General features: G+C 72.7%; 11 protein-coding genes. 4 read left to right on the forward strand and 7 right to left on the reverse strand.

Features of this window, described 5'->3' with window-relative positions:
- The 5 genes from ACTWQE_RS14540 to ACTWQE_RS14560 form a co-directional block, all read right to left on the reverse strand.
- The coding region (locus ACTWQE_RS14540) for a DedA family protein (RefSeq protein WP_443329337.1) at nt 1–497 on the reverse strand (497 nt) is incomplete at its 3' end.
- A gap of 456 nt (nt 498–953) precedes the next feature.
- Nucleotides 954–1,424, reverse strand: a complete 471-nt coding sequence (locus ACTWQE_RS14545) for a DoxX family protein (RefSeq protein ID WP_443329338.1) — start codon at nt 1,422–1,424, stop codon at nt 954–956.
- Between the two features lie 47 nt (nt 1,425–1,471).
- On the reverse strand, nt 1,472–3,637 hold the full coding sequence (locus ACTWQE_RS14550; protein WP_443329339.1) for an FAD/NAD(P)-binding protein: 2,166 nt from the start codon (nt 3,635–3,637) through the stop codon (nt 1,472–1,474).
- A 230-nt stretch (nt 3,638–3,867) separates the two neighbouring features.
- Nucleotides 3,868–5,694, reverse strand: a complete 1,827-nt coding sequence (locus ACTWQE_RS14555) for an alkaline phosphatase D family protein (protein WP_443329340.1) — start codon at nt 5,692–5,694, stop codon at nt 3,868–3,870.
- Nucleotides 5,695–5,782: 88 nt separating this feature from the next.
- Nucleotides 5,783–6,454 carry an HNH endonuclease family protein gene (locus tag ACTWQE_RS14560; protein WP_443329341.1) on the reverse strand — a complete coding sequence of 224 codons (672 nt, stop codon included), beginning with the start codon at nt 6,452–6,454 and terminating at the stop codon, nt 5,783–5,785.
- Between the two features lie 472 nt (nt 6,455–6,926).
- On the opposite strand from ACTWQE_RS14560, the gene ACTWQE_RS14565 reads away from it, so the two are divergent.
- Together ACTWQE_RS14565 and ACTWQE_RS14570 are read left to right on the forward strand one after the other, a co-directional pair.
- Nucleotides 6,927–7,754 carry an ABC transporter permease gene (locus ACTWQE_RS14565; protein WP_443329342.1) on the forward strand — a complete coding sequence of 276 codons (828 nt, stop codon included), beginning with the start codon at nt 6,927–6,929 and terminating at the stop codon, nt 7,752–7,754.
- A 256-nt stretch (nt 7,755–8,010) separates the two neighbouring features.
- Nucleotides 8,011–8,595, forward strand: a complete 585-nt coding sequence (locus ACTWQE_RS14570) for a TMEM165/GDT1 family protein (RefSeq protein WP_443329343.1) — start codon at nt 8,011–8,013, stop codon at nt 8,593–8,595.
- A gap of 352 nt (nt 8,596–8,947) precedes the next feature.
- Here ACTWQE_RS14570 and ACTWQE_RS14575 read toward each other — a convergent pair whose 3' ends face one another.
- Nucleotides 8,948–9,607: an HAD-IA family hydrolase gene (locus tag ACTWQE_RS14575; RefSeq protein ID WP_443329344.1), complete on the reverse strand. Its 660-nt coding sequence runs from the start codon at nt 9,605–9,607 to the stop codon at nt 8,948–8,950.
- A gap of 192 nt (nt 9,608–9,799) precedes the next feature.
- Nucleotides 9,800–10,354 carry a peptidoglycan-binding domain-containing protein gene (locus ACTWQE_RS14580; RefSeq protein ID WP_443329345.1) on the reverse strand — a complete coding sequence of 185 codons (555 nt, stop codon included), beginning with the start codon at nt 10,352–10,354 and terminating at the stop codon, nt 9,800–9,802.
- A gap of 1,037 nt (nt 10,355–11,391) precedes the next feature.
- Here ACTWQE_RS14580 and ACTWQE_RS14585 point away from each other — a divergent pair.
- Both ACTWQE_RS14585 and ACTWQE_RS14590 read left to right on the forward strand, forming a co-directional pair.
- Nucleotides 11,392–12,075, forward strand: coding sequence for a hypothetical protein (locus ACTWQE_RS14585; RefSeq protein ID WP_443329346.1), 684 nt, complete (start codon nt 11,392–11,394; stop codon nt 12,073–12,075).
- Nucleotides 12,075–12,878 carry a hypothetical protein gene (locus tag ACTWQE_RS14590; RefSeq protein WP_443329347.1) on the forward strand — a complete coding sequence of 268 codons (804 nt, stop codon included), beginning with the start codon at nt 12,075–12,077 and terminating at the stop codon, nt 12,876–12,878. Before ACTWQE_RS14585 ends, ACTWQE_RS14590 begins: the two co-directional genes overlap by 1 nt.
- Nucleotides 12,879–12,999: the final 121 nt, after the last annotated feature.

A 12,999-nucleotide genomic window follows, 5' to 3' on the forward strand; every position in this document is an offset into this window, starting at 1 on the left:
TCTCCGGCCCAGGCCAGTCCGGCCAGTGCCGACCACGGCAGGAACTCGGCCGCCTTGCGGTGCATGGCGCCGGCCCCGAGGCTGACCACCGACCGTCCGGCAGGAGCGAAACGCGCGACGAGGACGAACAGACCGCCGCCGTGCATGAGAGCAGTGCCCAAACGTTTCTGGGCGGCCGTCAGCCGTCGGGAGCGGGCGATCGCACGGTCGAGCCGGTCGCCGCCGCGCCAGGCGAGGCGGTACGCGACCAGGTCCCCGAGGCAGGAGGCGGTCGCGGCGCACAGCACCAGCGCCGAAATGTCGGGAACATCGGCGTTCGCGCCGCTCGTCGCGGTGACGGCGCCCGCGGCGGTACGGGTCCCGGCGGCGGCCGTCGCGGCGGCGATCACCAGCACTCCGCTCGGGAGTACGGGAAGGAAGACATCCAGAAGCACCGAGATTCCCACGATCACGTAGATCCATGGGGCAGAGGTCAGTGACCCCAGGTTGTCCAGCAACGTCTCTCCCTGTCCGGTCCCCCGCCGCGACGTCGCACGGGAGCGGCAGGGGCGGCCTTTATAGCCATACAGCGTACGCCTGCCGGAAGGGGACAGATCGGCCGGGGTGGACGATGTTGTTCGAATCACTCTCACTCGGATGCCGGGTGCGGCCGGGGCCCGCCCCGGTGTCCTGGTGGCTGTCGCCCGGCCGCAGCGGCGTGAGTTGAGCGGATGTCAGGTGGTCGACAGGCTCCGCTGGGCCGGCTGTCCACATGTCTCCCGATGTCTCCCGGCCGGACGACAGCCCCCGACCGGGCCCGGCCCGGTCGGGTGGGAGGGCCTCCGCTCCGCGGGGAACAGACTGGACCGGGCCGCCGTCGAGCGGACCAGGCCATCGGTCCGCCCCTGTCGTATCGCTCGGCCCCGCCCGGAACCACCGGACGGGGCCTGCCCGACTGCGGAGTCGTCGTGCCGTCAGGCGGTGCTGTGTGCGCGCTCGTTCGGCGGGACCGCCGCGGCGGGCCGGCGCCCGGCACCGAAGAGCCGGTCCAGCGCCCAGGCGCCGGGCCCGGTGAAGACGAGGAGCAGGAAGGCCCAGGAGTAGATCGCGGAGGGCTCGCCACCGTTCTGCAGCGGCCACAGCCCTTCGCCCTGGTGGACGGTGAAGTACGCGTACGCCATCGAGCCGGAGGCGATCAGGGCGGCGATCCGCGTGCCGAGGCCGAGGGCCGCCAGGCCACCGCCCACGAGCTGGATCACCGCGGCGTACCAGCCGGGCCAGGCGCCGGTGGGGACGGTGCCGCCGCCCATCGCGCCGCCGAGGACACCGAAGAGCGATGCGGCTCCGTGGCAGGCGAACAACAGACCCACGACGAAGCGGAAGAGGCCGAGGGCGTACGGCTGCGCGTCATGGACGCGCGCCGACAGAGAAGTGCCGGAAGGCATGGGGGGTGACTCCTTCGGTGAGGGGCAGGAGAGCCCGGGAGCCTAGGTTAGGTATGCCTAATCGATACTTGCAAGTTCAATATTCGGCCACGATCCGGTCCCTGCCCTGTTGCCCGGAAGGTGCTTTTCCGTGACGCCGTTATGCGCAGAACCGCTCGTGCCACGGCGTCAGCGTCCGAGAGCGTCACCGAGTTCACCCCCGGCCGTGCGCCCGCCGCCGTGACCCAGTGCACGCCCTCGGTCGGCACCCCGACCGCGAACCGGCGTGGATGCGGCCGTCCCTCGCGGTCGACCAGTCGGTAGGGGCGCCGGGTCACGTCCAGTCCGCCCGTCTCGTAGCCGTCGGCCACGTGGGGCCGGCACGCGCCGGTCTTCAGCAGCCGGGCCAGCAGCGGATCGCTGGTACGGCGCAGATCGGGCTCGGGCAGTCGCGCCTCGATCACCGTGGTCACCGTCACGGCGGAGCCGGGGACCTCCGGCGAGTGCGCGGTGAACCCGTGCTTGCTGCCGGTCCGCTCCCCGTTCCTTCGCTCCCCGTCCGGCCGCTCTCCGTCGGACTGCTCCCGGGCGGCCTGGTCCCCACCGGTCCGCTCCACGCCGAACCGCTGTGCGCCGGTCTGCTCCCCGCCGAGCTGTCCTCCGCCGGTCTGCTGCCGACCGGCCTGCTCACCGCCGAACCGCTGCCCGCCGGACACGCCCAGCCGTACCTCCAGGCGGGGCCCGAGGACCTCGAGGACGCCCGCCTCGATCAGCGCGGCCATCTCCTCGATCCGGCGGCGCGGCGGGCCGATCGAGAGAAAGGCGTTCAGGGGCGTGTACCAGCGGTCGAGGTGGTCGCGGCGCGAGGGTCCGGACAGCCCGGCGTGATCGACGATCTGTCGCAGCTCGTTGCGGAGGTCCCGCAGCACATCGAGGGCGGCCTTGACGGGGCCGTCCACGTTCCCGAGCCGTGCGTGCTCGGCGTCCCGCCGCAGATGCGCGACCAGCCACCGCCGGAAGTCCCCCGGGCCGGCGAAGCCCCGGCCGCCGTGCGGTCGCGCGATGTCCCGCCACGACCAGCGCGCCTCCGCGGGGATCCCGAACTCGTCCAGGACGGCGGCCTCTTCCGCACTGCCGTGCGGCGTGCCGAGAAAACGCTCTCGGAACCGGGGCCGCCGGGTCGCGACGGCAGCACCGGCAGGTCCGCTCACCAACGCCTCGTAGTACACCGTCTCGACCTCTTTGGCGACCAGGGGCCAGACCTCCGCCAGGAAGTCCGGGTAGTCACCCCTGTCCGCGCGGGCGCGGAAGTCCGCTATGGCGGCGGACGTCAGCAGCAGCGGCTCGTGGCGGCCGCACGGGCCCTTCGCGTTGTCGCCTCGGGCGTGGTACGGGATGCCGCGGCGCGAACCCGCGTACAGCCGGGGCTCCAGGCCCGACGGCCGGTAGCGCAGCGAGCCGTCCTCCGCGGTGGTGAAGACCCCGCCACGGCCCGCCGTCAGCAGAGCGACATGGTCGAAGAAATTGAGGCCGAGGCCGCGCAGCAGAACCGGTTCACCGGGGGCGATCAGGGACAGATCGAGGTCGGCCGGGTTCGCGGGCGGGTAGTACCGCAGCCCGTGCTCCGCCGCGTACGAGGCGAAGCGCTCCTCGGGCTCTCCCAGGACGACCGGCAGATGGCCCTGGGCGAGGACGACCGCCGCCAGCCCCGGAAGCTCCCGGCCGTCCTCCAGGGTCAGAAGCTGTTCGCCCCCGGCGCGCTCCTCCAGCCGTACGGCGCGGGCCGTATGGACCTCCACGTTCACCGACCGTGGCGCCCCGCCGACGATCCGGCGGAACACCCACGTCAGGTAGTGGCCGTAGAAGGCGCGGCTCGGGTAGTCGTCGGGTCCCAGGCGGCGGGCCTCCGCGAGCAGCAGGGGATCGCGGCACTCGGCGGCGCCGAGCGTGGAGGCCCACTCGTACAGGCTGGGGCCCGGCACGATCGGGCCGTCGCACTCCACGCTGTCGTCGGTGAACAGGGTCACCTGCGAGGCCACGGTGTTCATCAGCAGTTCGCCCGGCTGCTCGGTGCGCCAGACGCGGCCCGTACCGGGCGGGGCGGGGTCGATCATGTGTACGGTCAGCTGCTCGCCGGGCAGCAGCTCCGGAACCGAGGCGCAGACCCGTTCCAGCACGCTCGTGCCGCGGGGGCCGGCGCCGACGACGGCTATGGCGTGGTGCTCTCCGGCCAAGGCGGTTACTCCCGGGGCAGCTGGGTCTCAGACGAACATCATGCCGTCCGCCCCGCCGGACTTCGAAGCCTGGATCGGAAGATGTGCCTCCGCTGTGGGAGGGATCACTCCCGAGCACCGACGATCGTTGATGATCGCCTGCTGATCACTCGTCGGTTGGCCAGGTCATCGAGGTGGTCGAGGTGGTCGAGAAGGGTGGGTGCGGCTGATCAGCTGTCCATGGCCACCGGTCACGTCTCCCGGGGAGCCGGCGGCTCCGCACCGGCCGGGCGGGCGCCGGACCCGCTGATGTCCTGGTCGACGACGGGCGCCAGCCAGGCCCGGCCGTCGGAGCTCTGGCGGGCCTGATGGAGCCGGAGCCCCGCCCCGCGCCCGCGCAGGGTCAGCGTCATCAGCTGGTTGCCGAACCACGGCCCGCCCGTCCTGTCCCAGCGGAGCGTCGGCTCGCCCACGCGCGCGTGCCGGGCCATCGCGCGCCCCAGCCACTGCCCCGCCCGGCTCCAACCGAACCGGAAGCCGAGTTTCATCGACGCCGGAACGCTGTTGTGCACCGGTGAACAGGTCAGTTGCAGGATCCGGGCCTCGGGCCGGGGGCGTACGGGGTGGCTGCCGGAAGGCCGGTCGTCCGACGACGGCGCGTCCGGGACCTGGGTGCGACCGCCCTCGGACGCGGCGCCTGCAGACTCTTCGCCGTCCGGTAGCCGCGGCTCGGCGACGTACGCATGATGCACATCGCCCGAGAGCACGCACACCGTCGCCGGGGCGCCCTCGCCGCTGCCCGCCTCCTCGATCAGCGTGGTGAGCGCGTCGAAGGAGGAGGGGAAAGCCGCCCAGTGCTCCAGGTCACCGCGCTGCCGCAGGCCCTCGGCGATCCGTGCCCAGCGCGGTCCGCGTGCCCCCGCGCACAGCGCCGCGTTCCACCGCTCCGCGTCATGGATGGCGGGCGGCAGCAGCCAGGGCAACGAGCTGCCGATGAGCAGGTGGTCGTACGCCCGCGGCCCACCGGTCGTCACCTGATCGCGCACCCAGGCCCACTCGCGCTCGTCGACCATCGTCCGCCGCGGCTCCTCCAGCACCCGGGCGGCCCGTGTGTCGACCATCAGCAACCGCGTCCGGCCGAAGTCCCGGCGGTAGCTCCAGCGGGTGTACGAGGGATCGGCATCGGCGCGGGCGGCGAACTCCCGTACGAGATCGGTTCCGTCCTGGGCCGTCCGCACCTGCTTGAAGAGCGGGTCGTCCGTGAGCTCGGCGGGGGAGAGATTCCCCAGGTGCTGGTACACCCAGTACGACATGAGCCCGGCGAGCACCCGCTCCTCCCACCACGGCGTGGCGCGCATCTCCTCCCGCCACGCCGCGCTCGTGTTCCAGTCGTCGATCACATCGTGATCGTCGAAGATCATGCAGCTGGGGACGGTGGAGAGCAGCCAGCGGACCTCGGGGTCGAGCCAGGACTCGTAGTAGAGCCGGGTGTACTCCTCGAAGTCCGCGACCTGGCTGCCCGGAGGTTCGCTCAGATCACGGCGGGTCGCGATCCACTCGCGCATCGCCGCCGAGGTCTCATCGGCGTACACCTGGTCCCCCAGCAGCAGAAGCACATCGGGCCGCTCGGCGTCCGGGTCGGTGGCGATCCGGGCGGCGAGGAGGTCCAGCGCGTCGGGGCCCACCGGGTCACGGGTGGTGACCCTGCGGCCTGCGCGGGGCTTGCTGCCGGACGGGGGCGCGGCCCAGCGGCAGGAGCCGAAGGAGATCCGCAGCGCGGCGTCCTCCCCGGTCGGGAGCGTGCGGAGCGCGCTGGGCGGATGGTCGCTGTCCGGCGGCGGCCAGACCTCCTGGCCGTCGAGCCGTACGCGGTACGGGGTGCTGGTGCCCGGGCTCAGCCCGAGGACGGTGATCAGCGCGTAGTGGTGCCCGGCGACCTGCCAGGTGCGTGCCGCACCGCCGGCCGTGCCGCCCTCGCAGACGACCTCGGCGTCACAGGGCCGACTGGTCTCGACCCATACGGTCGCGCTGTCCTCGTCCACGTACCGCACCAGCGGTCCCAGGAGCAGTCCCGCCATCCGTACCTGCCCTCCTCCGTCGCCCCGTACGGTACGGAACGACGGAGGGTTACGGGTAGTTTCCTCGTGAGGTTCCTCGCGTGTTTCCTCAGCAGCCGTTGAGGATGCCGCTGAGCGCGGACTTCTCGGCCGAGTCCACCGAGAGACCGTAGGTGTGCTTCACGGACACCCACATACGGGCGTACATGCAGTGGTAGCTCGTGACCGAGGGCAGCCACTCGGCCGGGTCCTGGTCGCCCTTCGCCTGGTTGACGTTGTCGGTGACGGCGATGAGCTGGGAGTGGGTGAGGTCGTTGGCGAAGTCCTGCCGCCGGCTCGTGGTCCAGCTGTTGGCGCCGGACTTCCAGGCCTCGGACAGCGGGACGATGTGGTCGATGTCGACATCGGAGGCGTTGCTCCAGGTGGCGCCGTCGTAGGGGGAGAACCAGCTGCCGCTGACCGCGGCGCAGCTGGAGTCCTGCTGGACGTTGGTGCCGTCGCGCTTGAGCACGACCTCGCGGGTGTTGCAGGCGCCGCTCTGAGTGATCCAGTGGGGGAACTTGTCACGGCTGTAGCCGTCCGACGAGCCCTCCGCCTTGACGGTCAGCTGGCCCAGGTAGGTGCGGGCGGTGGTCGCGCTCGGCGGGGTGGGCGGGGCGGCCTCGGCCGTCGGTCCGCCCAGCAGAATGGTGCCGGTGAGCGCGGACAGCCCGGCGAACATGCCTATTCGACGCGCGTAGATCCTACGTCGGAGGGTGATGGTGTTGCGCGAAGGGGACATGTGAACTCCCTCAGGGTGATGTGGGGGGTGGTGGCCGCTGAAGCCCGGCCATCGTCCCGGCGCCAGGTTGCTGTGGGGTGGGCGCCAGGTAACAGGGTGGCGACATGTCCACGCCATATCAAGGGCTCGGTGGAAGGCTTGCCCTATGGCTTGACGTACCGTCAACGCGCCGGTGGTACGGGGGGATTGGTCGATCCGGGCGGGCCGGGAGCGCGCTCCTGTGCGATCCGGTACGCGACCGGCGTCCTGGAGCCGCGTGCGGCTCGCGGCATGCGCGGAGGCGGCGGCGTACGCGCGGGTCGGTCGGACGGTTCAGGGGGGCGCGGCGAGGGCGCGGCGGGGTTGCGGCGGGGCGCTGGTCGCCCGGCCGGGGGCTACGGGCGCCCGCGCGGGCCTGGGCGACGCCGGGCGTTCCGTGGAAGTCCGGGTGTATAGGGCGGCGTGACGGCGGGGCCGACCGTAGGGTTGCGGCGTGGATGCCGCCGTCCCGCCGATCGCAGCCGACGCGAGTGCCGCCGAGCCCCTGCTGCCGGTGAACCCCACGCTGGGGGTCATCCTGGGCGCACTGCTCGTGGCGGCGGCCGGGATCGCCGCGCTCGCCCGGCTCTCCGACCGTGAGGGGCACGGCTGCACCCGCCCCGTCGCCACCGCCGGGCTGCGTGCCGCCGTCCAACTCGCCGCCGTTTCCTGCGTCATCGGCTGGGTGGTCCGGGCGGTCCCTCTCCTGCTGGCCTTCATCGGCCTGATGTTCGCCGTCGCCGTACGCACGGCGGGCCGTCGTATCACCGGCAACCACACCTGGTGGTGGGCCGCGGTGCCCATCGCCGCAGGTGTGGTCCCCGTCGTGGCCGTGCTGCTCCTGACCGGGCTCGTACCGCTCAGGGGCATCGCTCTGATCCCGGTCACCGGGATCCTCATCGGCGGCGCCCTCACGGCGACCGTGCTCGCCGGGCGCCGCTCGCTCGACGAGCTGCAGTCCCGCCGCGGGGAGGTCGAGGCGGGCATGGCCCTCGGGCTGCTGGACCGCGACGCACGCCTGGAGATCGCCCGGCCCGCCGCGTCCGACGCCCTTCTCCCCGGCCTCGACCAGACCCGGACGGTAGGGCTGGTCACCCTTCCGGGAGCCTTCGTCGGGATGCTGCTGGGCGGGGCGTCACCGGTGATGGCAGGGGCGGTGCAGTTGTTCGTCCTGGTCGCGCTGCTGGCGGTACAGGTGGTGGCGGTCGCGCTGGTGCTGGAACTGGTCGCTCGCGGGCGGCTGCACCGGGGCGACGCGCCGGGAGCGTCCCGTACGCTGTGAGGAGCAGAAGGGGAGTAGCTCTCTGCCGGACCGTCGACATACTGCCCGACCGTCTCACCCGCCCCGCCGTCTCGGCGGGCGCTTTGCGCGGGGGACGGCCGAGCCGGCGCCCGGAGGCCGGTACGTGATCGCGTACCGCGCCCAGCGAGACCTTCGGCCGCAGTGTCCTGTGCAGACGCTGCCGTGCCGGAGCGATCCCTGATCCATGCAGGTCTCTCGGTACGGCGGCCCCGACCGATCGAGGAAACCAGTTTCAGTGATCAGCTTCAGCATCGCCGCAGTGGCGTTCGGCGTCGTCTTCCTCGCCGAGCTGCCCGACAAGACCGCCCTCGCCGGACTGATGCTCGGCACCCGCTACCGGGCCTCGTACGTCTTCGCGGGCGTCGCCGCCGCCTTCGCCGTGCACGTCACCCTCGCCATCGCCGCGGGCAGCGTGCTGACGCTGCTGCCGCACCGGCTCGTCCAGGCGGTGGTCGGGCTGCTCTTCCTGGCGGGGGCGCTGGTGCTGCTCTTCAAGAAGCAGGAGGCGGACGAGGAGGAGCTGCGCGAACCCACCGACCAGAGCTTCTGGAAGGTCTCGGGCGCCGGATTCACGCTGATCCTCGTCGCGGAGTTCGGCGACCTCACGCAGATCATGACCGCCAACCTGGCCGCGCGCTACGACTCCCCCGTATCGGTGGGTCTGGGTGCGGTGCTGGCACTGTGGACGGTGGCCGGAATCGGGATCCTGGGCGGCCGCACCCTGATGAAGTACGTCCCGCTGAGGCTGATCACCAAGGTCGCGGCCATGGTGATGCTGGCGCTGGCCGGTTTCAGCCTCTACGAGGCGCTGACGGCCTGAGCGGCGGGACCGGCCCGGTCAGTATGGGACAGGCTTTGGCGAGTGCCAGGCGTCAGGTCCGGTCGGTCCCAGGGCAGGCCCGGTCAGTGCCAGGTGCCAGGTCCGGTCGGTCTCCGGGGGCAGGCCGGGTCGGTCCCAGGGCGGGTCCGGTCGGTCTCAGGGGGCAGGCCGGGTCATTGCCAGGTGCCAGGTCCGGTCGGTCTCAGGGGCAGGCCGGGTCGGTCCCAGGGCGGGTCCGGTCGGTCTCAGGGGACAGGCCCGGTCAGTGCCAGGTGCCAGGTCCGGTCAGTCCCAGTTGTCAGGCCCGGTCGGCCCCAGGGGCAACCCTGGTCGGTCCCAGAGAGCAGACCCGTCAGGCGCTGATCGTGAGCACGAGGCTGCCGTCCGCGGCAGCCTCGACGCGCACCTGTTCCAGGGTCCGCACCAGCGCGGTCGGAGCCTGGGCCGCCGCCCGCGGGCCGACGCCGACAACGCGCATCCCGGCCGCCCGGCCTGCCGCGATGCCGACCTCGGAATCCTCGAAGACGATGCAGTCCTCCGGCTCGAATCCCAGCTCGGCAGCTCCCTTCAGGAAGCCCTCCGGGTCCGGCTTACTGGCCCCCACCCGCTCGGCCGTGACGCGGACTTCCGGCACCGGCAGCGCGGCGGCGCCCATACGGGCCTGGGCGAGTGCCTCGTCGGCGGAGGTGACGAGCGCGTGCGGCAGACCGGCGAGCGCCGCCATGAACTCCGGAGCACCCGGTATCGGCACCACGCCCTCGGTGTCGGCAGTCTCCTGCTCCAGCATCCGGCGGTTGTCGGCGTGGTTCAGCTCGGCCGGCCGGCCGGGCAGCAGCAGGGCCATGGTCGCGTGCCCCTGCCGTCCGTGGACATGGCCGAGGACGTACTCCGCGTCGAGCCTCTGCTCCTCCGCCCAACGCCGCCAGCAGCGCTCCACGACGGCGTCCGAGTTGACGAGGGTGCCGTCCATGTCGAGCAGCAGAGCGCGGGCGGTCAGGGTGGTGGCCGTCACGGCTGCCTCCTGGGCACTCGGAAAAGAGCGAGGGAAGAGAAGGCAAGCGGCCCCGCCCACCGGTCAGGGAGTGCGGGCGGAGCCACTTTGTTCATCCACGATACAAACGATCCCGCTTCGGTGCCACCCCGTCGTGGGGGAGAGAACCGGCGGTCCGTCCGACGGTCCGTCCGAAGCCACGGTCCGTACGGGCTACGGCTCCGTCGTACGGGACTCGAGCACGCCACGGGTGTTCTGGCCGTATGCGCCTGTGGGGTCGCCCGACACGTTGTGGATCCGCTGGTAGCGGGCGACGGCGCTCTGCACGTCGGTGTCGTAGACGCCGTCCGCCTTCGGGGCGTACGTCTGTTCCTGCTTGAGGCGCAGCTGCAGCTCCAGGACCTCGGCGCCGTCATCGCCCCTGCTCAGTACCGGTGCGGGAGCCGGCGTCCGCGGAGCATCGGACGTCGGCGGGTCCGCCGGACGGGCGGCCACGGACCTCGGCGTGGACGACGCGTCGGCGGAGGAGGCCGAGGCGCCGCGCTCTCCCCGGCTCGACGTACGAGGGGAGGGGGCGGGCCCGCCCGTGAACAGAGGGCCGTCCCCCGTGGGCAGTACCGCTGTCGGCTTCAGGCGATCGTCCGGCAGGGGCAGCGTCTGGTCCTGGTCGTGACCGCCCGACAGCAGCCCCGCGCCCAGCAGTACGGTGCCCACCGACAGCGCCACGGCGGCCACGGCCGAACCGAGGACCACCGTGCGCCTGCTCATGGGGCGAGGGAACCCGTCGGACGGACCATCACCACCACCGCGGCTGTCGGATCGGCTACCGCCACGGCCGTCGGATCGACCACCGCCGCCGTGGGCCCGGCCGCCGTACCGGCCCTCGGACCGGCCGTCGTGACGGCCCTCGGACTGACCGTCGTACCGGCCCTCGGACCGGCTGTCGTGGCGGCCCTCGGTCCGGCCGCCGTGGCGGCCCTCGGTCCGGCCGTCGTACCGGCCCTCGGACTGACCGTCGTACCGGCCCTCGGACCGGCTGTCGTCACGCCCGTCGGAGCGGCCCCACCCTCCCGGCGCAGCTTCCGGCTCCCGGGCCGGTGGGGACGGGGCGTACGCGAACAGTCCCAAGTCCTCGGGTACCGGCCCCGACGCCGGTGGGTCGAACGGGCGCGGAAGCGTTCTCACACACGTGCAGACACGTCTGCAGCCGTCGTCCTCCGTCGCGCCACCGCAGTGCGCGCATTGCCGAGCCGTCACAGCAGTCCCTCCCTCAGAGGCAGCGATTATGCAGACCTCGCGGGCGTACCGCACAGTCGGTCGACGCTTCGCGCATGGTGTCGGCAGGACGTAGTGGGTCGAACCGCTCAGGATCGATACGTACCCGTGCCGCGGCAGAGCCCCACCGCGAGGAGACGTCCATGGTTCAGGACGCGAGCGCACCGCCCGGTGCCGGGACCGGCCCGGGCACCGCGGGTGCCCTCCTCGGCGAGGACCAGCCGAAGAGCACCGTGCTCATCGCGATCGGTGCTCTCCCGACCACTACTGACGGCCCGTACCGCCGATCACTCTCCGTCCCTCTTTCCCCCCCTGTCCCGCACGCCCGTTGGGACATGCGGACCGCCCGGGGAGGGCACGGCGACGGTCGGCCTCCGCCCGCTCCGAGGCCTCGGAGCTCGGCTGACGGGTCGTCGGGACGTTCTCGGCGCCCGGCGGTCTTCGCGGAGACACCGCGTTTGCGCCAGGGACCGTGGGTAACACGCCGTGAAGACAGCCTCGCACGAGAGGACCTCTGCGAAAGGCACAACATGTCCACTGGCGCAATCATCATCCTGGCCGTGGCCGCAGCCGTCATCGTGGCGCTTGTGCTCGCCCGGCCGGTGCTGCAGAGCAGCGGTAACGGCCTGCGGCGCCGGTTCGGTCCCGAATACGACCGGGCCGTCGCCCGGCACGACGGTGACACCAAGGCGGCGCACAAGGAGCTCAGCGAGCGGCTGCGACGCCACGGCGACCTTCGGCTCCACCCGCTGTCCGGAGAGTCGCGGGAGCAGTACGTGGCCCAATGGGCCGGTGTGCAGGAACAGTTCGTCGACTCGCCCGCCACGGCGGTGGCCGAGGCCGACCAGCTGCTCGGCCGACTGGTCCGTGACCGCGGCTATCCGGCCGACGCGTACGACGAGCAGACGGACGCCCTGTCCGTGCACCACGCCCACCACGTCGGCGGCTACCGCCAACTCCACCTCGTGGCGCGGCGCGCACGCGAGGGGGAGGCCCACACCGAGCAACTGCGGGAGGCCCTGATCGGGGCCCGCGCGCTCTTCGAAGAGCTGGTCAAGGCCCATCCGCGCGACGATGGCGGCCGCGACCGCCCGGACGCCCGGCGTACGGCCGGCGGCCGCGGCGCGAGCCGCAAGCCGCTCGCGGGCCGACTGCACCTGCCGTGGGCCACGATGGGCGGCCACGGCCACGGGACCACCAAGGGCGGTGTGTGATGGAACGTCCCGACGAACGAGAGATCCAGCTGGCCGCGGAGGCCGACGCGCGCGAACGGCGGCTCGCCTCCGAGTCCCCGGCCGCGCGTCCCCTGGGCGCGCGGGCCGACGGAACGGCCGCCGACGACACCGGCCTCGTCGGACCGCCGCCCGGCGCGGGCACAGCCGACGGGCGGGCCGGGCCCGGCCCACGGGAGCAGCGGGCATCGCGCGCTTCCGGGCAGTACGGTGACCGGTTCGCCGCGGGCCCTGACGGCCGTGGTGCCGGCGGCGCCGGTCTCGACGGCAGCCGGCCCGGCAGCCTCAGCGGCAGTGCCGATGGCGGCCGGGCCGGCGGGAGCGCCGGCGGCGGCCGGGTCGGTGGCGGCGGCGTCGGCTCCGATGACCTCGGCACGGGCGCGGACGCCGCCCCGCAGAAGCCGATTCTCGGTGCCGACGACGCGAATCGCGTCGGTGCCCAGCCCTCCGGCACGGACACCGGCGCGACGACGGGCCCGCGCGGCGCGGGTGCGGGATCGGCGGGCGTACGGCCGGTCATGCCGCGCGCCCAGAGCGACAAACTCGCATTGCGCCTGCAACACGCGGTCACCGGCTTCGTCGACGGGCCCCGGCGGTCCGTCGAGGAGGTCGACGCCCTCTTCGAGGAGACCACCGCTCGCCTCACCGAGTCCCTTGCCGAGCGCCGGCGCCTCCTCCGTACGGAGTGGGACGGTCTGGCCACGGCGGACGACAGCGGGACAGAGGAACTGCGGACCGCGCTCCGTGACTACCGCGACCTGGTGCAGCGGCTGCTGAAGGTCTGACCCCGGCTATTCAGCCGGATTGGTCGAGCTGATGCCCCGGCAGCGAAAGGTGTCGCCTGGCCTGCCAGGATGTGACGGTTGAGGTCGCATCGGAGCAGAAACCAGGGGCACCTTTCTGGTG

The organism is Streptomyces sp. 8N706 (assembly GCF_052245415.1).
In the GTDB taxonomy this organism is placed as follows: domain Bacteria; phylum Actinomycetota; class Actinomycetes; order Streptomycetales; family Streptomycetaceae; genus Streptomyces.